Origin of the sequence: Frankia sp. Mgl5, assembly GCF_023242985.1 — a bacterium.
Classification (GTDB): Bacteria; Actinomycetota; Actinomycetes; order Frankiales; family Frankiaceae; genus Parafrankia; species Parafrankia soli.
On record NZ_JALKFY010000829.1, the window covers coordinates 1 to 22,116 of the forward strand.

Sequence of the window (22,116 nt, forward strand, 5' to 3'; positions counted from 1 at the left end):
CAACGGCGTCCTCGCCCAGGCGATCGCCGACGGAAGCTGGAACCGCCTCGCCCACACCTGCTCCCCGGACTCTCCCCCCCCCCCCCCCCCCCCCGAGGGGAAAACCCCCCCCCCCCCCCCCGGGGGGGGGGCGGGGGGGGGCCCCCCCCCCCCCGGGGGGGGCCCCGCCACATCACGCGAGGCCTCACCAGCAGGAGGTTCGGCATGACGGTCGAGGCGGATCGGGGCATCCCGTTCGCGGTCGCGTTCGACGACGTGGTGGCGAACGTCGAGCGGGTGATCCGTGGCAAGCGCACCGCCGTCGAGCTCGCGGTGATCTGCCTGTTCGCCGAGGGCCACCTGCTGGTCGAGGACGTCCCCGGCCTGGGCAAGACGACGCTCGCCCGCAGCCTCGCCGCCTCGGTGAACGCCGGCTGCCACCGCATCCAGTTCACCCCCGACCTGCTGCCCGCGGACATCACCGGGACCAACGTCTTCAACCAGCGGGCCGCCGAGTTCGCGTTCCGCCCGGGCCCCGTCTTCGCGAACCTCGTCATCGCCGACGAGATCAACCGCGCGTCGCCGAAGACCCAGTCCGCCCTGCTCGAGGTCATGGAGGAGCAGCGCGTCACCGTCGACGGGACCCGCTACCCCGTCCCGCTGCCCTTCATGGTCATCGCCACCCAGAACCCGGTCGACATGGACGGCACCTACGCCCTCCCCGAGGCCCAGCTCGACCGCTTCCTGATGCGGCTGCGCATCGGCTACCCCACCCTGGACGCCGAGCTGGAGATCCTCGAGGGACGTCAGGTCGGCCGCCGTGTCGAGGACCTCCGCCCGGTGATGCGCGCCGAGGACGTCGTCGCCCACGCCGAGCGCACCCTGGCCGTGCACGTGGCCCCGGCGGTGCGCCGCTACGTCGTGCAGGTTGTCGCCGCCACCCGGACCAGGCACGACGTACTGCGGCTGGGCGCGAGCCCGCGCGGCAGCGTGGCGCTGCTGCGCGCGGTCCAGGTCCGCGCCGCCTCGGCTGGGCGTGCCTTCGCCACCCCCGACGACGTCAAGGCGCTCGCCGGTCCGGTGCTCGCCCACCGGCTCGTGCTCAGCCCGGAGGCCGAGCTGCGCCGGGTCACCGCCGAGGACGTCGTCGCCGAGGTCCTGGACGCGGTCCCCTCGCCCCGTCGCCTCGTGGGCGCGTGAGCGAGCCGACCCCCCGGACGCTGCCGGGGTTCACGCCCGCCGCATGGGGACTGCTCGCCGCGACGGCCGCCTGCGCCCTCGGGGCGGTGCTCCTGCGCTACGCGGAGCTCGCCGCCTTCGCCGGTGCCGGCGCGGCGGCGCTGTTCACCGCGGTGGCAGCGGTGGCCCGTCCGCCGCGGGTCACCGTCACGACACGGGTCACCCCTGCCGCTGTCACCCGCGGGGACGACGCCGTCCTGGTCATCTCGATCGTGAACCACTCCCGCTGGACGTCTCCCTCGTTCGCCCTACGCCTGCCAGCCGAGCCGGCCCAGCCGGGCGAGGTACCCGCCGAGCCCGCCGTGCCCGGCGAACCAACCGAGCCAGCCGAGCCCGGTGGGCCTGTCGGGTCCGGCGGGCCCGAGATCGCCGTGGACATCCGCCCGTTGCGCGGCGGCGCCAGCCGGGAGATCGTCCTGCCGCTCGACACCGCGGCTCGGGGAGTCCGCCGGATCGGGCCCCCGCAGGTGCACCGGTCTGATCCGTTCGGGCTGGCCCACCGCCACCAGGATCTCGGCACGAGCCTCACCCTGCGGGTCCGCCCCCGCGCATACCCGCTGGTCCCACCGCCGGCCGCCCCGGCCCGTGACCCCGACGGGCAGAGCGGACGTGGCGCGTCCGGGGGGCTGATGTTCCACACGCTGCGCGAGTACACCCCCGGGGAGGACCTGCGCCTGGTGCACTGGGCCGCCAGCGCGCGCACGGGCACGCTGATGGTCCGAACGCACCTGGACCCCAGTGAGCCCGCCTCCACCGTCGTGCTGGACACCCGCCGGCGGGCCTACCCGCCCGGCCCGGTCGGGGCGGCCGTCTTCGAGGACGCCGTCGACGTCGCCGCTTCCGCGGTGCTCGCCTGCGCCCGCAACTCCTACGGCGTCCGCCTGGTCACCTCGGGCGGGGTGCGGATGACCGGTCGCCGACGCTCCACCGACGCCGAGTCCCTCCTCGACGAGCTGGCCGACGTCCGGCCGGACGAGGATGTGACCCTGGATGTCCTGCGTACCCTGCGCCGCGGGCCCGTCGGCACCCTCGTTCTGGTGACCGGCGCGCTCGACCGGGACGCGGCGGCGGCGCTCGCCCCGGTGGCCCACGTGTTCGGCCAGGTGATCGTGCTTCGGATGGGCCCGCGCAGCGAGGCCGCCGCGCTGGCCCGGGGCCGGCGCGCCCTCGGCGACCGCCCACGCCTGCGCCCGAGCGCGGAGGCGGTGGCACGGGCCCGCGCGGAACGAGGCGGCCCGGTCGCCCCCGCCGGGCCCACCCGCTCGACGGGATCGGCGGGCGCGGCCCGTACGGCAGGCGCGACCCGCATGGCCGGCGCGGCCGGCGCGGCCGGCGCGGCCGGCATGGCCGGTGCCGCTGGCGTGGCGGGGTCGGGTGGCATGGTCGGCACCGCCGGTTCGGGCCGGGTGCGGATGATCCACCTGGGCTCACCCGCCGACCTGACCGACGTCTGGCCTGCCGCGCCCCTCCCGCCCCGGGCGCCGGCCGCGGACCGGGCGGCCGCGAGTCCAGCGGCAGTGGGCTCGGCGGGATCGGGTTCAGCGGGATGGGGCCAGGCCGAAACCGAGCCGGACCTGGCGGGACCGCTGCTACCGGTGGCCTCCCTGGCGTCGGCCCGCCCCAGCCCCCGCCCCAGCCCCAGGACTGGGCGCGGCGCGGGCGGCGGATCGTGACCGGCGCCGCGGGCCCGGCCCGCCGAGCCACCTTCGCCCCGAGCGAGGCCGGTCTACGCCGCATCGCCGCGCTGGCCGTCGTCGCCGCCCTCGCCCTGGTGGCCGGGACGGGATTCACCCGCCTCTTCCCGACCCGGGACCTGTGGGTGCTGCTGCCGGTGGCGGCGGTCCTGCCCGTCGTCCTGGTAGGCGCGCTCTCCCGGCACGGCCGCCCGGTCTCGCCGGCGCTGACCGTGCCCGTATGGCTGGCCGGCTTCGTAGCCTGGACCGCCTACACCGTCGCCGCCGGATCGGGCGATCTCATGGCCCGCCTCGATGTGGTCCGCACGGGCGTCGTCGACGGGTGGGCCCGGGTCCTCGACATGGGCGTCCCCGCCCCGGCCGACCCCGACCTGCTGATCGTCGCGCTCGCCCCCACCTGGCTCGCCGCGGCGCTCGGCGCCGAGCTCGCTGTGCGGACCCGCGCGGCGCTCGCCCCGGCACTGCCCGCCGCCGTAGCCCTTCTCGCCGCGTCCGCGCTGGCCGTCCCCGCCCCCGGGGACAACCTGGCCCGGGCCGGTGCCCTCGCCGCCCTGACCGCGCTGTTCCTCATGATCAGAGCGCCCCGGGCCGCGAGCCGCGGCCCGCGCCGTGAGCTCGCGCGCCGGGGCGGCGCGACACTGCTCGTGGTCATGGTCGGCGTGTTCGCCGGCACGGCCGCGACGAGGGCCGGTGGCGGGGATCCCGTCGACCCCCGCACCCACCGCTCGACACCACCGGTGAGCCAGACCGAGCCGAGCCCGCTCAGCGCACTCGGCGGCTGGACCGCCCATCCGGACGAGGTGCTCTTCCACACCGACGTCAGCGGGCCGGCCCCGGCCGAGCCGGTGACCCTCCGGCTCGCCGTCCTCGACTCCTACGACGGCGCCCAGTGGCGGTCGACCGCCCGTTTCGTTCGGGCCGGCTCGGGGCCACCCTCGTCGCAAGCCGGGATCGCCGACGACCCGGCCGGCGATCCCGCTGCCGGCGGCCGGGCCGCTGATCCAGCAGATGACGGGCCCGGCCCGGCACCGGTGGGCGAGATGCGGCAGGTCATCGAGATCGCCGGACTGGGCGGGCGGATCCTCCCGTCGGACGGGCGGCTGGTGGGCGCCCCCACCGGCGTCCGGGTCGATCCCGGCACCGGGACCCTGCTGAACGACCGTCCGCTGCTTCCCGGCGACCGTTACGAGATCATCTCGGTGCCGGATCCCCGGCCCGCGCCGGCGGATCTCCCCAGGTTCGACGCCGGCACCGCCCGAACGGGCGGGCCCGATCCCGACCTCGAGGTCCCCGCCGACCCGCCGGCCATCCTCGGCCGTCTGGCGGATATCGCGACGGCCCGGGGGAGCACCCCGTTCCAACGGGCCGCGCTGCTGCGCCAGTACCTGAGCGCGACCTTCACCTTCGACCCGGCCGTCCCACCCGGACACTCGTACGGGCACATCGACCACTTCCTCGCCCACACCCACCGCGGGACGTCCGAGCAGTTCGCGACCGCCTTCGTCCTCGCGGCCCGCATCCTGGGGCTGCCCGCCCGGCTTGCCGTGGGATTCACCGCGCCCCCCGTGGTGGACGGCCAGCCCCGCACCGTGCACGGCGCCGACGCGCTCGCCTGGGCCGAGGTGCGCTTCGACGGCGCCGGCTGGCTGCCGTTCTTCCCCACCCCGCCGGCCGCGGACGCCCGCGGCGCGAGCGTGGCGGGATCGAATCCGGGCGAGACCCCCGAGCAGGCGGAACTGATCGACGTCGCCCTGCGCTCCGCGGTCGAGACCACGGCACCGGCCACCCGGGCCACGGAGGACTCCACCCCGGCGGTCGCGCCGCCCGGCCCGGGTGCCTGGTCACGTTGGGCCATCCGGAGCGGCCTGGCGATCACCGGCGCCGCGGCGCTGTATCTCGCGCTCGCCGTCGCGCTGCCCTCGCTCCGGCGGGGCCGCCTGCGCCGCGCGGGCCACCCACGACGCAGGGTGGTGGACGCCTGGCGGCAGGCCGTCGACGCGCTCACCGACGCGGGCCTGCCCGTCCCGGCCGCCGCGAGCCCAGGAGAAGTCGCCCGGATCGCCGCGGCCGAGGTGGGCCCGTCCGGCGAGACGGCGATCCGCGAGCTGGCCGACATCGTGACCCTCGCCCTGTTCGCCCCCGTGACCGCGGTGGAATGGGAGGGCACCCCCGGCCGCCGCGCCGCGGACGAGGCCTGCCGCCTCCTCGACCGGTTCGAGCGGGCCCTGCGCGAGCGCACGACACTCCGAGCGCGGATCCGCCGGACGCTGGCCCCGAGCACCGTGGCCACCGAGCTCCGCCGGCTGCGGGACGCACGGGACCCGCGGGATCCGGGAGATCCGCCGACCGGGGCCGCGGGGGACCCGGACGGCCCGCGTGACCCCGGCACCGACCACGGGCGGCCTGATCCGGGCAACCCGCCGGCCGGGCATGTCTCGGACGGGAAGCGCTTTGCCCCGGCGGCGTGACCCCGGCATCCCCGATCTCGACCCCACCCAAGCCGCCGCCCGCCGGGAACGCCCACCGGACGGCCCATCCACCCGCGATCACCGGACTCCCGGGCCGAGGACACCCGGGCTGGTCCGCGAGGTTCGCCTGACGCCGCTGCGGATAACCGTGGACAGGGTCGTGCGTCGCGGTGCCGCCCGGCCACCGGCTCGGGGCATCGCACCGACCTTTCCCGGCGTCGCCGAGCTCGAGGCCGTCGACCGCGACGTCTTCCGGGGCGGCACCGGGGGCGTGCCCGTCCACCTGGGGCAGATCGCCGTCCAGGCGCAGCTCGCGGCCGGCCGGACGGTGGGCTCGGGGCATCCCCTGCATTCGGTGCAGGCCCAGTTCCCGCGCCCTCCGCGCGAGGAGCACTCGGTCGTGTACCTCGTCGACCGGGTCCGGGACGGGGCCACGTCCGTGACCCGGCGGGTGACGGGGGTGCAGGCCGGTGAGGTGGTCTGCGCGATGCACCTGTCGTACCAGCGGGGCTGGCGCGGCGGACACCAGTTGCGCGCTCCCCGTGTGCCGCCCCCCGAGGCCCTGGAGCGCTGGCGTACCGACCCCCGGGAGCTGGGCGACCTGCTCGTCGACCTGCGGCTGGCAGCCGGCCCGGGCCCCGCCGCTGGACCGGGCTCCGCCGCTGGACCGGGCTCCGCGGCCGGCCCAGGAACCGCTGCCGGTGGTCCAGCGGGTAGGGGCGCCCGGTCTGGTGGGAACGGGCCGGGGCGCCCGATCGCCTGGGTGCGCCTCGTCGAGGGGCTACCGGACGACCAGCGCCTGCACGCCGGCGCGCTGACCTACATCGCCGGCCACGCCGCGGCCGCCCTCGCCAACCGGCCGCCGCCAGCTGCCCGCGCGCCGGTCGGCGGGGAAGCGTCCCGGGCGGCGGCGCTCGACCACGCCGCCTGGTTCCACCGCCCGTTCCGGGCCGACGAGTGGCTGCTCCTCGTCCAGGACAGCCCGTCCGGCGGGGGCCCGCGGACGTTCACCCGGGCCACCTTCTTCGACCGGGACGGCCTGCTGGTCGCCTCGACCGCCCAGGAGCTGGCCCTCGGCTGATCCCGCCCTGACCCTGGCCCCGGACCACCCGCCCCGGACCACCCGCCTCGGATCGGGGGCCCCGAACTTGCAGGTGCGGCCAGGATCGTAGAGAGTAAACGCTCGCGAACAATCGCTGGCGCGTCTGATCGGCGAGAACTAGGAGCGCATCATGCCGAGGCCGAACTGGCAGCTGCTTCCGGACCCAGAGCCGCAGGAACGCAGCTACTCGATCGTCTCGGTGGACGATCATCTGACCGAGCCTGCCGACATCTTCGTCAAGCGGTTCCCGGCGAACCTTCGTGACAAGGCACCTCAGGTGATCACGACGCCGGACGGTTCGGAGGCCTGGGTCTACCGCGACCGGCTCTACCGTGACAACGGAATGAGCGTCGTCGCCGGGCGCCCGCAGTCCGAGTGGAGCCTCGACCCGCTGAACTTCAGCGAGATGCGCCGGTCCGCCTGGGACGTCCATGCCCGCGTGAAGGACATGGACCTCGACGGCATCTGGGCGTCACTGTGCTTCCCCTCCGGGGCGTGGGGCTTCACCGGCCGCGTGCTGTCGATGAACAACGACCAGGAGGTCGGGCTCGCCGCGGTCCGTGCCTGGAACAGCTGGATGATCGAGGAGTGGCACGGGGCGTACCCGGAGCGCTTCATCCCGATGCAGCTGCCCTGGTTCAAGGACCCCGAGGTCGCCGCCGAGGAGATCCGCCGCAACGCCGGGCTCGGCTTCACCTCGGTGTCGTTCCTCGAGTCGCCGCACCTGCTCAAGCTTCCGCCGATCACCAACCACAAGCACTGGGAGCCGTTCTTCAAGGCGTGCGAGGAGACCGACACGGTCATCTCGCTGCACTGCGGCGCGAGCGGCTTCGTCCTGCAGGGCTCGCCGGGCGGTGGCCTGAACGTGCAGACGTCGCTCTTCCCGGCGGGCGCGTTCTGCGCGGCCGTGGACTGGGTGTGGGCGGGCATCCCGGCGCTCTACCCGAACCTCAGGATCGCGCTGAGCGAGGGTGGCATCGGCTGGGTGCCGATGGCGATCAACCGCCTCGACTACGTGCTCGAGCACTCCGGCAGCGGCGGCACGCCGTGGACGTACGACGTGACGCCGAGCGAGGCGCTGCGCCGGAACTTCTACTTCTGCATGCTGGACGACCCCGGCACGCTCGACCAGCGTCACATGATCGGGATCGACCACATCCTGTTCGAGACGGACTTCCCGCACGCAGACTCGACCTGGCCGGGCTCGCAGGACCTGCTGCGCAAGCGTTTCGCCGACATCCCGAGGCACGAGGCCGTGATGATCGCCGGTGGCAACGCCGCGAGGCTGTTCCGGCACCCGCTCCCGCAGGGCGGCGACTGGCCGGCGATCACCCCGTAGGCCAGCGGATCACCCGGTCGACGGGCGTCAGACCGGGACCTCGACGGCCTCGCCCGACACGAGGCCCGCGACCGCGGTCGCGTACAGCCTCGACTTGATGGTCCCCAGCGTCCGTGACGCCTTGCCGGTGAGCGGGCGGGCCATCGCGATCGCCGTCGCCAGGACCTTCTCCTGGTCGGCGACGCCGTCGATGATGCCGGCCGCGAGTGCGTCGTCGCCGCCGTACCTGCGGCCGGTCGTCATCGCCTCGTGCGCCGTGCGCACCGGCATGCGCGCCCGGATCAGCTCGGTGATCCCGATGCTGAAGGGGATGTCGACGTCGACCTCGGGCAGACAGAAGTAGCCCCGGTCGACCCGCATGACCTGTTGGTCGTGGGTCAGCGCGAGCACGGCCCCGGCGCCGAAGGCGTGCCCGCCGACCGCGGCGACGGTCGGCAGCGCCAGCGTCACCATCCGCGCGAACAGCACCCGCACCGACTGGATGAACGGCCCGATCTCACCGGGGTTCGCGGTCATCCACGCGAGGTCGAACCCGTTGCTCCAGAACTTGCCCTCGGCGGTCGTCACCAGCGCTTTCGGCCCGGCCGCGGCGGTCACCTCGTCGAGGCGGGCGTTGATGGCGGCGACCGCGGCCGGGTTCAGCCGGTTCTCCCCGTCGCCCAGGTCCAGGACGAACACGTCACCATCGCGGTCGAGTCCTGCCACGTGCGTGCTCCTCGGGTAGTCGCCCCGGCCGGGTGCCGGGTGTGCTCGTGCTGACCAGGAAAACGTAGCGCGCAAGCCCCGTCCTTCGGAGTGGGGTTAGCGGGTCGGGGCTGGTCGCCGTTGCTCCTCGATGTACTCGCGTACGAGTGCCGGTGGGGCGTCTTCGGCCGAGACCGCGAGGTAGGACGGTGACCAGAAGTGGCCGTGGATGAGGTGCTGGTTGACCCGGTCGGTGAACTCGGTGCGCAGCCGCCGGGCGGACACGCCTTTGAGGCTGTTCACCAGCGCGGAGACCGCGACCTTGGGTGGGTACTCGACCAGCAGGTGGACGTGATCGTCTTCTCCGTTGAACTCGGTGAGGGTTACGCCGAAGCCGGAGCACACGCTGCGCATGATCTGTTCGCAGCGGGTCAGCATCGCGTCGTCGAGTACTCCACGCCGATACCTGGTCACGAAGACCAAGTGGACGTGAAGCGAGGAGACCACATGCCTACCTCGCCTGTAGTCGTCTGCTTCATCCATAGACCAAATATGCTTGAAGGTGTGGCCACGGTTCGCTACCGCTACCGTGCCTACCCTGAGCCGGGGCAGGCACGGGCGTTGGCGCGGGCGTTCGGCTGCGCCCGGGTCGTGTTCAACGACGCGATCCGGGCCCGCGACGAGGCGTACCAGGCCGGCGAGAAACTGTCGGACACCGAGGTTCAGCGCCGGGTGGTCACCCTCGCGAAGCGCACCTGCGAGCGCACATGGCTGTCCGAGGTGTCGTCGGTGGTGCTCGTGCAGGCGTGCCAGGACGCACGCCGGGCGTTCCGGAACTGGTTCGACTCGCTGTCCGGGAAGCGGAAAGGCCGGCAGGTCGGCCATCCGCGGTTGCGGTCACGGAAGGACAACCGGCAGTCGATCCGCCTCACCCGTAACGGCTTCACCGTCACGCCCCGAGGGGTGCGGGTGGCGAAGGTCGGTGATCTGCGGCTGGTCTGGTCGCGTCCGCTGCCTTCGGTTGCGACGTCGGTGACGGTGGTCCGGGAGGCGGACGGCAGGTACTACGTGTCGTCCGTCGCCGACGTCGACGACGTCCCCTACCCGGCGACAGGCGCCGAGATCGGTGTCGATCTCGGGGTGGACCGGCTCGCGACCCTGCCGACGGGACAGATCGTCGCGAACCCGCGTCCTCTGCGGTCGCGTCAGCGCAGGCTCGCCCGCGCACAGCGGGCACTGGCCCGCAAGCGGAAGGGTTCGGCGAACCGGCGCAAGGCGGTCCGCCGGGTCGCGGTCGAGCATCGGAAGGTACGGGAAACCCGCCGGGATCATCATCACAAGCTCGCTGCTCGGCTGGTCCGTGACAACCAAGCGGTCTATGTCGAGGATCTGGCGGTAGTCGGGCTGGCCCGTACGCGGCTGGCCCGGTCGGTGCACGACGCGGGCTGGTCGATGATGGTCGGTCTGCTCGAGGAGAAAGCGGCCCGGTGTGGCCGGGTTGTGGTGAGGGTGGGCCGGTTCTTCCCGTCGTCGCAGGTCTGTTCGGCCTGCGGTCACCGGGACGGCCCGAAGCCTCTCCAGGTCCGGACGTGGACCTGTCCGGGGTGCGGTGTCAGCCACGACCGGGACCTGAATGCCGCGCGGAACATCCTCGTCGAGGGTCAGCGCCTGGTCGCCGCTGGGCGGAAAGGCGTGGCTGGGATGCCGCGCCAGGCGGAGACCGTAAACGCCTGCGGAGCCGACGTGAGACCCGGACCCGTCCGGGCGGCTGGCTGTGAAACAGGAACCCACCGAGGTGCCGCGTGAACCCACGCCGCACGGCAGGAACCCCCAGCCTTCAGGCCGGGGAGGACGTCAATATCGTCGATCGGTCGGGTCCGACGCACCCGGCGTCTCTCAGAGTGGTCCCGGGCAGGCCGGGACGCCGCCGACCGGCTCGCCCTGGACGCTGTCACGCACCGCCGTCGCGGGCAGGTAGCCCCAGCTCCCGGTGTACCCGAAGGCGTTCGGGCGGGCGAGGTCCCCTTGGGTGTAGAGCCACCAGGTGTTCGTCCTCCCGTCCAGGACGGGGTTCGGTCGCCCCTCCATCTGGCAGATCACCCAGACCGTGGTGGACGCGCGCATGAGCCCGGAGTCGTCGAGCGGCTGGCCGTCATCGGTGGCGACGTTCGCGTAGACGGGGGAGTCGACACTGGTCGCGCACATGAACCGTTCCTCGAACCGTCGGTCGCGGTAGTCGGCCGCCGTGGCCGCCTGGTATCCGCAGGAGCCCGCCGGGCCGGCCGGGCCCGGCGAGGTCCCCGCCGGGCTCCCGCCGGGCGACGACGACGGGCCGGAGGGCGGCGGCGGCCCGGTCGTCAGGCCGGCTCCCGGTGACGTGCCCGGCCGCGTGGCCCCGGGACCGACCGACGGTGACGTGCCGTCGGCCTGGTCCGTGCCGCCGCCGGTGAGCACGACGAGCAGCACCGCCGCCAGGGCCAGCAGCGCCACCGGCCCGGCGAGGAGCACCCACCGTGCCGGGAACCGTCGCCGCGGTGTCGTCTGGCGCGGGGTCGTGCGGCGTGGTGTCGTGCGCCGCGGCGGCCGCGGCGGCCCGGGAACCTGGCCGTCGGGAGGCTGTCCGGGAAGCCGGTCGCTGGCGTCCGGGAACGGCCCGGTGGGCGCGCCCACGGCGTCCACGGCGGCCAGGACGGCGTCGAGCTCGGCGGCGATCTGTTCGGTGCCCGGCCGCCGCGTGGGCTCCGCGGCGAGCATCCGGCGCAGCAGGTCCGTCAGCCGCACGGGGATGTCCTCCCGGGTGGTCGACTCCATGTCGTCGGCCTGGATGCGGGCCACGATCTGCACGACCGTCCGCCCCGGGAACGGGGTGGAGCCGTTCAGCAGGGCGAACAGTGTGGCGCCGAGCGCGAAGACGTCCGAGGCGATCCCCGGCTGTTCGCCCAGCATCACCTCCGGCGCCGCGTATCCGGCGGTGAACGCGGCCGAGACCGTGGCCGCGTCGGCACCCTCGCCGACGCTGGCGATGCCGAAGTCGCTGAGCACCGGATCGCCGGGCCCGCGCAGCAGGATGTTCGCGGGTTTCAGGTCGCGGTGCAGAATGCCGTGGCGGTGCGCGGCGCCGAGCGCCCGCGTGATCGGGATCATCAGGGCGACCGCCTCCCGGACGGGCATCGGTCCTGACTCTCCCAGCCGCTGGCTGAGCGTTCCGCCGGGAAAGTACTCCATGGCGATGTAGGGCCGATGATCGGACGTCGTGCCGGCGTCGAACACCGTGATGATGTGTCGATTCCCGGTGAGGCGCCCGGTCGCCCGGCATTCCCGCACGAAACGCCGCTCCGCGTCCGGATCGCGCAGGTCGGCATGCATGATCTTGACCGCGACCCGCCGGTCGAAGATCTCCTGTTCGGCGAGGTGGACGGTGCTGAACCCACCGTGGCCGATGTCGTGGAGGAACCGATATCCACTGATCATCGCGGATGTCCTCCACCCGGGACGTGAGTCAACATCGGTCACGCTACACCGGGCGATACGGCGCACATCGTGCCGTGCCGCGGCCGGATATCCCGCTAGCGGGCGCCCGGTTCGTCCCGACACGGGAGCAGGGCCGTTTCCCCGCGGTCCCAGGCGGCGAGGATGTTCTCCGTGCAGTAGCCCTCGACGGCCATGGTCGCCCGGGCACCGAACAGGACGTCGCCGGCGAGCGCCGGCTCGGCGCGGACAAGGCCACCCGCGAGTGACTCCGCCGCGAGATTCTGGTGGTGGGCGTCGGCGACGACGTGGACCTCGAAGAAGTGCCGGGCGCTCCAGGGCAGGCCCAGCCGCCGCAGGGCCGCGGCGTAGGCGCCCATCGGCTCGACCGATGTCATCTCGAAGACCGCCAGATGCCCCACGAGCGCGCCCCGCCACCGCCGGTGCAGGCCGAAGAAGCTCGGGACGTTCGCGGTGGCCAGGGTGCCTCCGGGCAGGCGGTCGACGTAGGCGCCGTACGAGGGGTCCAGGCCCAGCTCGAGCATGGTCAGGCCGAAGAGGTTCTGGTGCATGTCCCGCTCGGTGCCGCCGCCGTACTCGTCCGCCTGGATCTCCACGAGTGCGGCCTTGGCGGCGCCGGCGAGGCGGGGAACGGCCCAAGTGTGCGGGTCGGCCTCCTTCAGCTGGAGGAGCGAGCGGTGCGTCGCGTACTCGCGGAACTGATCGATGCTGCCCCGCTCGGCGAGGCGGCCGGACAGGGAACGGCCTCCCGGCTGGGAGATCACCCGGCGCAGCTCCGCGGCGATGTCCCCCACGGGGGACGGGGCCGGGCCGGCCAGGTCGATCAGGCGGCGCTCCAGGTCGCCCTCGAGCTCCGCCCGCAACGCGAGCAGCGAGGGCTCCCACTCGAACCGGTCGTCGACCCCGCGGAAGCCCCGGTAGTGAAGCTCGTACAGGCAGTGCAGCGCGAGGGCCCCGTCCTCGCCGAACAGCGCGTCGTCCGCCGGCTTCGGCCAACCGGCGGCGGGCCGGACGTCGCCGCCGAGCAGCTCGACGAGGTACTCGGAGAGGGGACCACGGGGAACCGGGAGCGGCGGCGCCTCGAGCACCGCCGGGGTGAACACGGTCCCGTATCCCGCGGAGTGGTCCGGGGGCCGCCCCGTCCTCAACGCCGGCCCGCCGTCCCGGCCCCCGCCGCCGTCCCGGCCCGCTTCGCGGCTCCGGCCTGCGCTCCCGCCACAACCCGTTCTGTCCCGACCGGAGCCCCCATCACGGCCCCGCCGGCCCGGGGTTGCGGGTCGGCGACTTCCGACGCCCGGCCGGCGGTGCGCAGGACGTCCCCCAGCACGGCGCTCTGGTCCCGGGCACCGGCGTCGCGCACGAAGGTGACCCCGGCGATCAGGTACGAGTGGGGGGCGAAGAACGCCTGCTCGCGGCCGGCGAGATCGCCGATGCGGGCGCGGACCCCGGCGTCCCGGCAGAACCTCCCGAAGCGGATCGGCGTGACCATCCAGTCGGTGACGGAGTAGCCCCGATCACGGGCGAACCGGAGCACTCCCAGCGGGTCGGCGATCGAGGAGACGATCAGCATCGCCAGGTCGAGCCCGCAGTCCAGGACGTCCTGGGTGACCTCGGCGCCGCGGGGGCCGCCCCAGAGATCCGGCGCGCAGGACGTGCCCGGCTCGGCCGGGAGGTACGGCGGGTTCCCGATCACGCAGCGCTGGGCGGCCGTCGGCACCGCGGTGAAGAAGTCGCCCTCGTCGACGACGTAGTTGCGCAGCGGGGTCAGCCCGATCGCGCGCCGCGCCGTCGCCGCCGCCCGCGGGTCGCGCTCGAATCCGTGCACCCGCGTGTCGGAGCCGGAGCGCAGCAGGGCCCGCACCACCGGCACGGCCGTCCCCGAGCCGATCTCCAGGATCCCGCCGGCCAGGCATCCGCCGTGCTCCGCGGTGGTCAGCAGACGTTCCACACACCAGCCGTAGAACGTCGACTCGACCTTGTCGTAGAAGGACATGGCTCGCCTCTCGTCGCGCGGCCCGTCGCCAGAGCGCGCCCGGGATACGACCTCGTCGCGTCCCGAGGCCGGCGCGGGCTACATGTCCGTCCGGGCCCCGGAAAAACCTCTCGGCGCCGCGGGACAGACGGGGGTGATGAGGGCGCGGTCCGGGCATGTCGACAGTGGCCGGATCACGGCCGGCTCGTCGCGGTCGCGGTGATCAGCCACCGGAACGGGCGAATGCCGGCAGGGATCAGCCACCGGAACGGGCGAATGCCGGCAGGCCGGTGCCGCCGGACGGATGGTGGGAGGGCGAGCATGGGGCAACAGGCCAGGAACGACACGAAGACCAGGACGGGACAGCCGGTACGGCCCTCGGCCCGCGAGGCCCGGCCGCGTGCCCGTGCCGCCACCCACACCGCGCCGGCCGGCCAGGGGCTCTCCGACGAGGAGATGGCCCGCCAGGTGACGGACCAGACCTCACACGACCGCCTCGCCGAGTCGTTCTTCGAAGGGGAGCGCGGTGGCGCGCGCAGCGACGTCGAGGCGGCGAAGTTCCGCGACGCGAAACAGCCGGAGTGACCGCCGGAGCCCCGGAGTGACCGCCGCCGGAGGTACTGACGCCGGAGGTCCGGAGGTACTGACGCCGGAGGTACTGACCGGCAGGTGGCGGCCCGGCAGACGGGGCCCCCGGCGGTGCTTTCCGCCGGGGGCCGGGAGTCAGCCGCGGGCAGCCGTGGTGGCCCGCCGGTTCGCCTTCCTGACGGCTTCGATCAGGTCGGCCTTGTTCATCGTCGAGCGGCCCGGTATGTCGAGCTGCCGGGCGATTTCCCGCAGGTGCTTCACGGACGCCTTCTCGTCCACGCCTTCGGCGGTGGGAAGCGGGTCGGAAAGTGCCTTGTCGGTGGGGCGCGCGGCCTGCTCGTCGGAGGGCCCGCGGCGGCCGCCCTCCTTGGGGGCCCAGTTGTCCCCGACCTTCTCGTGCGTGTGCTTGAGCGCCGCGAACGCCGTGCGGTGCGCACGCTCACCCTCGCCGTAGCTCTCGACCGCCGAGTCGTGGGTCTCCTTCCAGGTACGCACGGCCTTGTCGCCGGAACGGGCGACGGTGGAGGGGACGTCCGTGCGCATACGCGCCGTCTTCGCCCGCTTCGCGCTCCCGCCGTTCCTGGAGGACTTCCTGGACTTGGTCCCTCGGGCCATCCCGTTTCCCTCCTTCGCCGGCCGGCCGCCCCGCCGGCCCCTTTGCCCGACCGTCCTCGGGCCCTGTCGCGGCCATGGCTTCCGGCCGCCCGCGGCCCTGGACGCCGCCTCGAGGACACTTCCCCGGTCACGGCGCGTGAACCGCACGGCGGCACGGAGGTACGCCGGCACGGCGGTACGCCGGTGGCCGCGAGGCACGGGAACCGCCGCCGCGAGGCACCGACGCCCCGGGTGTGAGGCAGTTCTCAGCCTGGTCGACATCGTGTTTCGTGCCTGTTTCGAGATCGCCGGGATCGTTGGCCGCCGGGACCGAGGCCGATTAGCCTGGCCTCAGGACGGCCCGCTCGCCGCGGGCTGACAACTTCACATCGCGCCGCTCACACCCGTGCGGGAGAGCTCCGGGCCGTGGCCCGGGGCGCCGAAGGAGCAAGAACTCCCCGCAAACTCTCAGGCCCAAGACCGCCGGGTCAGGCGACTCTGAAAAGCGGACGCGCAAGCGTCCCGCCGACGGTGCAAGCCGGCCGCCGCGTCTCTCGGGAGGCTCCGGGTGGCATGGCAGGCCGGCGAAGCTCTCAGGCCCATGACAGAGGGGGAGGCCCGCCGCGACGCGGGAGCGCCGCCGTGACCACCGATCGCGGGGGTGCCTCCGGCGTTGCCCGACCTCCGGAGCGCGCGATGACCATCGAGACCACCACACAGACACCGATTTCCGACACCGCGGCACCCGCCGTGGCGACGGACGCGGCCAGGGGGATTGTCTCCGAGGCGGCGTCCGGGAACGGCGGCGACACGCAGGCCCGCCAGGCCCCGCCGCGACCGGAGTCCACCGGGCCCGCGCGACCGGAGTCCACCGGATCCGCGCGACCGGACACCGCCGGGCCGGGGCTGCCGGCCGGGTTCGTCCCGAGGTTCACCGACCGGCACGTCGGCCCGGACCAGGCCGACCGCCGGGCGATGCTCGACCTGCTGGGGCTGGGCTCGCTGACGGGGCTGACCGACGCGGCGGTGCCCGCGGCCATCCGGGACACCGAGTTGGACCTGCCCCCGGCCGTCGACGAGACCGAGGTGCTCGCGGAGCTGCGCGGGCTGGCCGGGTACAACCGGCGGGTCACCTCCATGATCGGTCTGGGCTTCCACCCGGCGGTCATGCCCGGGGTGATCCAGCGCAACGTCCTGGAGAACCCGGCCTGGTACACGGCGTACACGCCGTACCAGCCGGAGATCTCCCAGGGGCGGCTCGAGGCCCTGCTGAACTTCCAGACGATGATCACGGATCTGACCGGCCTCGCCGTGGCCGGCGCCTCGCTGCTGGACGAGCCGACGGCGGCGGCGGAGGCCATGCAGATCGCCCACCGGGCCGCCCGGGGCCGCCGCTCGACCTTCGTGATCGACGCCGACACGCTGCCGCAGACCATCGCGGTGGTCCGGACCCGGGCGGAGGCGCTCGGCATCACCGTGCTCGTCGTCGACCTCCGCGACGGGCTCACCGGACGTCCGTCGCCGGCCCCGGGTGAGCGGCCGGCCGCCGGACCGGCCGCTCCCGCGCAGCCCGCCGCGCCGTCGGCACCGTCCGAGGTGCCTTCGGTAGTGCCGTCCGAGGTGCTCGGGGACGCCTTCGGCGTGCTGCTGTCATACCCCGGGGCCGGTGGGGAGGTGCGGGACCTGCGCGGAGTGATCGCACAGGCCCGGGAGCGCGACATCGTGGTGACGGTCGCCGCGGACCTGCTCGCGCTCACCCTGGTGCGCTCGCCGGGCGCGCTCGGCGCGGACATCGCGGTCGGGAGCACCCAGCGGTTCGGGCTGCCGCTGTCCTTCGGTGGGCCGCACGCCGGCTACCTCGCCGTCCGGTCGGGTCTGGAGCGGACGCTGCCCGGCCGGCTCGTCGGGGTCTCGGTGGACGCGGCCGGCAACCCCGCCTACCGGCTCACGCTGCAGACCCGTGAGCAGCACATCCGGCGGGAGAAGGCGACGAGCAACATCTGCACGGCGCAGGTGCTCCCGGCGGTGCTGGCGTCGATGTACGCCGTCTACCACGGGCCCGAGGGGCTGGCCGGGATCGCGGCGCGGGTGCACGGGCACGCCGTGAGTCTCGCCGCCGGGCTGCGCGCCGGCGGGGTGGAGATCGTCCACGACGGGTTCTTCGACACGGTGCTCGCCCGGGTGCCGGGGTGCGCGGCCCAGGTGGTCGCCGACGCGCTCGCGCACGGGGTGAACCTGCGTCTCGTCGACGGCGATCATGTCGGCGTCTCCTGCAACGAGACGACCGTGGCGGCCGACCTGCGGGCCGTCTGGTCCGCCTTCGGTGTGGGTGGCGCGGACGGGCCGGCCGCGGCCGCCGGCCCGGCGGCGGGCCCGGCCCTCCCGGCGGCGCTGATCCGCACCGGGGAGGAGCCGTACCTGGCGCATCCGGTGTTCCACACGCACCGGTCCGAGACGGCGATGCTGCGCTACCTGCGCCGGCTCGCCGACGTCGACTTCGCGCTGGACCGCGGCATGATCCCGCTCGGCTCCTGCACGATGAAGCTCAACGCGACGACCGAGATGGCCGCGGTCACCTGGCCGGACTTCGCCGACATCCACCCGTTCGCCCCACTGGACCAGGCCGCCGGCTACGTGTCGATGATCCGGGATCTGGAGGAGTGGCTGGCCCGGATCACCGGGTACGCCGGCGTCTCGGTGCAGCCGAACGCGGGCAGCCAGGGTGAGCTCGCCGGCCTGCTGGCGATCCGGGCCTACCACCGCGACCACGCCGCGGCCGGGAACCCGGTGCGCGACGTCTGCCTGATCCCGTCGTCGGCGCACGGGACGAACGCGGCGAGCGCGGCGATGGCCGGCATGCGCGTGGTCGTAGTCGCGTGCGACGCGGAGGGCAACGTCGACCTGGACGACCTCACCGCCAAGGCGGCCAAGCACGCCCAGGCGCTCGCGGCGCTGATGGTCACCTACCCGTCCACCCACGGGGTGTACGAGGAGGGCATCGCGCGGGCGTGCGCGGTGGTGCACGACGCCGGCGGGCTGGTCTACGTCGACGGGGCGAACCTGAACGCGCTGGTCGGGCTGTCGAAGCCGGGCCGGTTCGGGGCGGACGTGAGCCACCTGAACCTGCACAAGACCTTCTGCATCCCGCACGGCGGCGGCGGTCCGGGGGTCGGGCCGGTGGCGGTCGGCGCGAAGCTGCTGCCCTACCTGCCCAACCACCCGCTGCGCCCGGAGGCGGGCCCGGAGACCGGGGTCGGGCCGATCTCGGGGTCACCGTGGGGGTCGGCCGGCATCCTGATGATCCCGTGGGCCTACATCCGGCTGATGGGGGCGGAGGGGCTGCGCGAGGCGACCTCGGTGGCGGTGCTCAACGCCAACTACGTCGCCCGCCGGCTCGCGCCGCACTACCCCGTCCTCTACACGGGACGTAACGGCCTGGTCGCGCACGAGTGCATCCTCGACCTGCGGCCGTTGACGAAGGAGACGGGCGTGACCGTCGACGACGTCGCCAAGCGGCTGATCGACTACGGCTTCCACGCGCCGACGATGTCGTTCCCGGTGGCGGGGACGCTCATGGTGGAGCCGACCGAGAGCGAGGACCTCGGCGAGATCGACCGGTTCTGCGACGCGATGATCGCGATCCGGGCCGAGGCGGCGAAGGTCGGCGCGGGGGAGTGGCCCCGCGACGACAACCCGCTGCGCAACGCCCCGCACACCGCGGAGATGGTCACCGGGGACGAGTGGGCGCACCCGTACCCGCGGTCCGTCGCGGCGTACCCGGTGGCGTCGCTGCGCGCGGCGAAGTACTGGCCGCCGGTGCGGCGCATCGACGGCGCCTACGGCGACCGCAACCTGGTCTGCACCTGCCCGCCGGTGGAGGCGTTCGACGTGACGGCCGAGCCGGTGCGGGTGCCCCTACCTGCGGCGACGCCGGCCTGACGCCTGCACCGCCGGATGTGGAGAGCCGCTCTATTACCAGGTTCGTCAGGTAACGGAGCGGCCTTCTGTCGTATCTCGGTTGTGTCTCCCGAGGGGTCGGCGATGGGTGTGTCGTGCGTCCTTGGCACAATCGGCACGACGGCACCAAAGTGTGGCGTTCGTGGTGTTGCACCACGGACGCCGCACTCCTGGACAACCAGCCGGACGGGCGGGGCCCCACGGCCAGCGGAGCTGGCGGTCGGCCGGCACCCGGACCGAAGGCTCGCGAAGGGGACTTTCCGCGATGCAGGAGCAGATGAACAAGCAACTCGGCCAGCTGCGCCAGACCGCGGTCGAGCTGGGCCTGGGTCCGGCGCTGAAGCTGGTCCGCCGCACCGTGCTCCCCAGCGCCCGGCGCAACGCGGTCGACGACCGCCACCTCGCGCTGCTGCTGTCCTTCGTCCTGCAGGAGGACTCGAACTGCATCGACGTCGGCGCCCACCGCGGTGACGTGCTCAAGTCGATCGTGCTGCACGCCCCGCGCGGCGAGCACATCGGCTACGAGCCGCTGCCGCACCTGTTCGAGTACCTGTGCCTGGAGTTCCCGACCGTCACGCTCAAGCAGGCCGCGCTCGCCGAGAAGGCCGGGGTGAGCCCGTTCGCCTACGTCCGCAGCCGGCCCGCGTACAGCGGCCTGCTCCAGCGGACGCCGGACGGCGCCGAGGAGGTCGAGCAGATCGAGGTCGTCGTCGAGGTGCTCGACGAGACGCTCCCCCCCGACCACCGGCTCGACCTGATCAAGATCGACGTCGAGGGTGCGGAGTACGGCGTGCTCAAGGGCGGCGAGAAGCTGCTCTCCGCGAACCGCCCCTATGTGATCTTCGAGTTCGGCGCCGCCGCGCGGAAGTACGGGACCACCGCCGAGGACATGTACCGCCTCGTGGACGGCGACCTCGGCCTGCGCATCTTCGACATGGACGGCACCGGCCCCTACACCCTTGGCACGTTCCGCAAGACGTTCGACAACGGCAACCGCTTCAACTTCGTCGCGCACGCCTGATCGGGCGGTCGCGGGGCGAAGCCGAGCGCGTCGGCGCCCGCTCCGGGATACTCACCGGGTGGCGACGATCAACGGCATCGACGAGCTGAAGCGGGTCCAGGGCCAGGAGCTGGGAACCAGCTCCTGGCTCACGGTGACCCAGGATCAGATCAACACCTTCGCCGCGGCGACGGGCGACTGGCAGTGGATCCACACCGACGTCGAGAAGGCCAAGGACGGGCCGTTCAAGACGACGATCGCGCACGGCTATCTCACCCTGTCGCTGCTGCCGGTGATGGTCGCGGAGATCGCGCAGGTCACCGGCATCACCATGGCGCTGAACTACGGCCTGAACAAGGTTCGCTTCCCACAGCCGGTCCCGGTCGGCTCCCGGGTCCGCGGGACGCTCCGCAACATCTCGGTCGAGGAGATCCCCAGCGGCGCCCAGGCGGTCAACCAGCTCACCATCGAGCTGGAGGGCGCGGCCAAGCCGGCCTGTGTCGCCGAGTTCGTCGCCCGCTACCTGGTCTGACACCCGGACTGACCGGACTGACCGGACTGACACCCGGACTGCTGTCTGTTCCGCGGCCGGCTCCCGCCGGGCCCGCCACCGGCCTGACGGCTGCCCGTCAGCGTCGGGCTCAGGCAGACGGGTCGGTCACGACCGCGGTGACGACGCGGATCGTCGGGCGCCAGTGCAGGCCGCCCGCGTCGGTGGACGGGGCGTGCCACCGGGTCAACTCCTCGATCATCGCCGGGCCCTCGGCGTCGGAGACCTTCTCCAGCATGGAACGCAGAGCCGTCCCCCAGGCCCAGCGCCACCAGTGGGCCACATCGCGGAAGACGAGATCGGTGGCGACCAGCTCGTCCCGGGTGAGCGTGAAACCGGTCGCGGTGAGCGCGTCGGCGAGTGCACCCTCCGCCAGGATGGCGTGCCCCGGCCGGCGCTCGGCCGCACCGACCGAGGTCGCCAGCCGCAGCGGGTAGTCGGGACGGTCCCACAGCGGGTCCGCCGGCCCGAAGACGGTCACGGCCAGCCGCCCACCGGGCCGCAGGACGCCGCGCCACCGGGCGAGCGCCGCCACCGGGTCGGGCAGCAGGAACAGGCCCATCCCGCAGAGGACGACGTCTACCGAGCCCGGCTCGACGGGCGGGTCCATCGCGTCGGCGATCGTGACGTCGACCCATGGCAGCTGACGGGCCGCGACGTCGGCCGCGGTCAGCTCGACCATGGTCGGCGCCAGGTCGAACGCCCGGACGGAGCCGGCCGGCCCGGTCGCCTCGGCGGCCGGGAACAGCACGGCACCGCGTCCGCAGGCAAGGTCGATCACGTTCTCCCCGGGGGAGATGCCGGCCGCGGCCACCAGGGTCTTGCCCAGCGGACGGAAGAACGGCACACCGTGGACGTCGGCGTCGTAGTCGTACGCCGCACGGTCGAACACCGTGGCCGGGTGGGCCTGATCGACCTGCTCGGCCGGGTCGCCCGCCTCGCCCGCCTCGTCCGCCGGTTCGTACTCCGCCACCTCGGGACCCGCCGATCCGTGTTCCACCGGCTCATAGCCCGCCGGTTCGTGCTCCGCCAGCTCGAGCTGTGTCAGCTCGTGCTCTGCCGGCTCGAAACGGGCCGGCTCGAAACGGGCCGGCTCGTAGTACGCCGTCTCGTATTCTGTCGACTCGCGTGCCGCGGGTACAACCGGCCGGTCGCGCTCCGTCCGCGGGGCGAAGTAGGTGTTCTCCGCGGAGGGCGGGTAGATCTCGACCCCGCCATCCCTGATCAGGATCTCTATCGGGGCGTTGTCCCGGCCCCGGTGCCCACGCGGCAGGATCCGCTCCACAGTGATTTCCTCGATGGTGAAGCCACCCATCGTGATCGCCGACATCGCGACCCCGTCCACGGTGAGCCCGTCCATGGTGAGCCCGTCCACGCCGCGTGCCCTCTTCCGCCATGCCGCCTGGGCGGCGTTCTGTCTCTGGCGTCTCAGCTAACCAGGACAGAACGACACATTCCGTC

Annotated in this window: 17 protein-coding genes and 2 riboswitches; of the genes, 10 read left to right on the plus strand and 7 right to left on the minus strand. The window is 73.7% G+C overall.

Translation table 11 applies throughout. The features are described from left to right. Window positions 1–204 precede the first annotated feature (204 nt). The 5 genes from MXD62_RS34645 to MXD62_RS34665 all read left to right on the plus strand — a co-directional run bounded on the left by MXD62_RS34645 (window position 205) and on the right by MXD62_RS34665 (window position 7,821). Window positions 205–1,179 carry a MoxR family ATPase gene (locus MXD62_RS34645; protein WP_071060019.1) on the plus strand — a complete coding sequence of 325 codons (975 nt, stop codon included), beginning with the start codon at window positions 205–207 and terminating at the stop codon, window positions 1,177–1,179. Continuing rightward, on the plus strand, window positions 1,176–2,891 hold the full coding sequence (locus MXD62_RS34650; RefSeq protein WP_248833562.1) for a DUF58 domain-containing protein: 1,716 nt from the start codon (window positions 1,176–1,178) through the stop codon (window positions 2,889–2,891). The genes MXD62_RS34645 and MXD62_RS34650 overlap by 4 nt, the downstream gene beginning before the upstream one ends. Then, window positions 2,888–5,380, plus strand: a complete 2,493-nt coding sequence (locus tag MXD62_RS34655) for a transglutaminaseTgpA domain-containing protein (RefSeq protein ID WP_248833563.1) — start codon at window positions 2,888–2,890, stop codon at window positions 5,378–5,380. Before MXD62_RS34650 ends, MXD62_RS34655 begins: the two co-directional genes overlap by 4 nt. Next, window positions 5,364–6,461, plus strand: a complete 1,098-nt coding sequence (locus MXD62_RS34660; RefSeq protein ID WP_248833564.1) for an acyl-CoA thioesterase domain-containing protein — start codon at window positions 5,364–5,366, stop codon at window positions 6,459–6,461. The genes MXD62_RS34655 and MXD62_RS34660 overlap by 17 nt, the downstream gene beginning before the upstream one ends. A 151-nt stretch (window positions 6,462–6,612) precedes the next feature. Then, window positions 6,613–7,821, plus strand: coding sequence for an amidohydrolase family protein (locus MXD62_RS34665; protein ID WP_248833565.1), 1,209 nt, complete (start codon window positions 6,613–6,615; stop codon window positions 7,819–7,821). 27 nt (window positions 7,822–7,848) lie between these two features. Here the strand turns inward: MXD62_RS34665 and MXD62_RS34670 are convergent, their stop codons facing one another. After that, window positions 7,849–8,526 (minus strand): enoyl-CoA hydratase-related protein, encoded by a 678-nt coding sequence (locus tag MXD62_RS34670; protein WP_071060024.1) that lies wholly within the window; start codon window positions 8,524–8,526, stop codon window positions 7,849–7,851. Between the two features lie 96 nt (window positions 8,527–8,622). Next, window positions 8,623–9,048, minus strand: a complete 426-nt coding sequence (tnpA, locus tag MXD62_RS34675) for an IS200/IS605 family transposase (protein ID WP_248833566.1) — start codon at window positions 9,046–9,048, stop codon at window positions 8,623–8,625. A gap of 9 nt (window positions 9,049–9,057) precedes the next feature. On the opposite strand from tnpA, the gene MXD62_RS34680 reads away from it, so the two are divergent. Beyond that, entirely contained in the window at window positions 9,058–10,311 is a 1,254-nt protein-coding gene (locus tag MXD62_RS34680) for a transposase (RefSeq protein WP_248833567.1), read from the plus strand. A 90-nt stretch (window positions 10,312–10,401) separates the two neighbouring features. On the opposite strand, the gene MXD62_RS34685 is transcribed toward MXD62_RS34680, so the two are convergent. The 3 genes from MXD62_RS34685 to MXD62_RS34695 form a co-directional block, all read right to left on the minus strand. After that, on the minus strand, window positions 10,402–11,976 hold the full coding sequence (locus MXD62_RS34685; protein WP_248833568.1) for a serine/threonine-protein kinase: 1,575 nt from the start codon (window positions 11,974–11,976) through the stop codon (window positions 10,402–10,404). Between the two features lie 95 nt (window positions 11,977–12,071). Next, window positions 12,072–13,142, minus strand: a complete 1,071-nt coding sequence (locus MXD62_RS34690) for an iron-containing redox enzyme family protein (RefSeq protein ID WP_248833569.1) — start codon at window positions 13,140–13,142, stop codon at window positions 12,072–12,074. Continuing rightward, window positions 13,139–13,987: a hypothetical protein gene (locus MXD62_RS34695; RefSeq protein ID WP_248833570.1), complete on the minus strand. Its 849-nt coding sequence runs from the start codon at window positions 13,985–13,987 to the stop codon at window positions 13,139–13,141. The genes MXD62_RS34690 and MXD62_RS34695 overlap by 4 nt, the downstream gene beginning before the upstream one ends. 300 nt (window positions 13,988–14,287) lie before the next feature. On the opposite strand from MXD62_RS34695, the gene MXD62_RS34700 reads away from it, so the two are divergent. Continuing rightward, window positions 14,288–14,551 (plus strand): hypothetical protein, encoded by a 264-nt coding sequence (locus tag MXD62_RS34700; protein WP_071060029.1) that lies wholly within the window; start codon window positions 14,288–14,290, stop codon window positions 14,549–14,551. A 138-nt stretch (window positions 14,552–14,689) separates the two neighbouring features. On the opposite strand, the gene MXD62_RS34705 is transcribed toward MXD62_RS34700, so the two are convergent. Next, complete coding sequence (locus MXD62_RS34705; protein ID WP_248833609.1) at window positions 14,690–15,097, minus strand: ChaB family protein; 408 nt, start codon at window positions 15,095–15,097, stop codon at window positions 14,690–14,692. A 449-nt stretch (window positions 15,098–15,546) separates the two neighbouring features. Next, a riboswitch (glycine riboswitch) is annotated at window positions 15,547–15,641 on the plus strand. 3 nt (window positions 15,642–15,644) lie between these two features. Next, a riboswitch (glycine riboswitch) is annotated at window positions 15,645–15,758 on the plus strand. An 86-nt stretch (window positions 15,759–15,844) separates the two neighbouring features. Here MXD62_RS34705 and gcvP point away from each other — a divergent pair. The 3 genes from gcvP (at window position 15,845) to MXD62_RS34720 (ending at window position 20,637) form a co-directional block, all read left to right on the plus strand. Then, window positions 15,845–19,087 (plus strand): aminomethyl-transferring glycine dehydrogenase, encoded by a 3,243-nt coding sequence (gcvP, locus tag MXD62_RS34710; protein ID WP_248833571.1) that lies wholly within the window; start codon window positions 15,845–15,847, stop codon window positions 19,085–19,087. A gap of 283 nt (window positions 19,088–19,370) precedes the next feature. Beyond that, complete coding sequence (locus tag MXD62_RS34715) at window positions 19,371–20,126, plus strand: FkbM family methyltransferase (protein WP_020458300.1); 756 nt, start codon at window positions 19,371–19,373, stop codon at window positions 20,124–20,126. A gap of 58 nt (window positions 20,127–20,184) precedes the next feature. Then, on the plus strand, window positions 20,185–20,637 hold the full coding sequence (locus tag MXD62_RS34720) for a MaoC family dehydratase (protein WP_248833572.1): 453 nt from the start codon (window positions 20,185–20,187) through the stop codon (window positions 20,635–20,637). 109 nt (window positions 20,638–20,746) lie between these two features. Here the strand turns inward: MXD62_RS34720 and MXD62_RS34725 are convergent, their stop codons facing one another. After that, on the minus strand, window positions 20,747–22,030 hold the full coding sequence (locus MXD62_RS34725; protein WP_248833573.1) for a class I SAM-dependent methyltransferase: 1,284 nt from the start codon (window positions 22,028–22,030) through the stop codon (window positions 20,747–20,749). Between the last annotated feature and the right edge of the window lie 86 nt (window positions 22,031–22,116).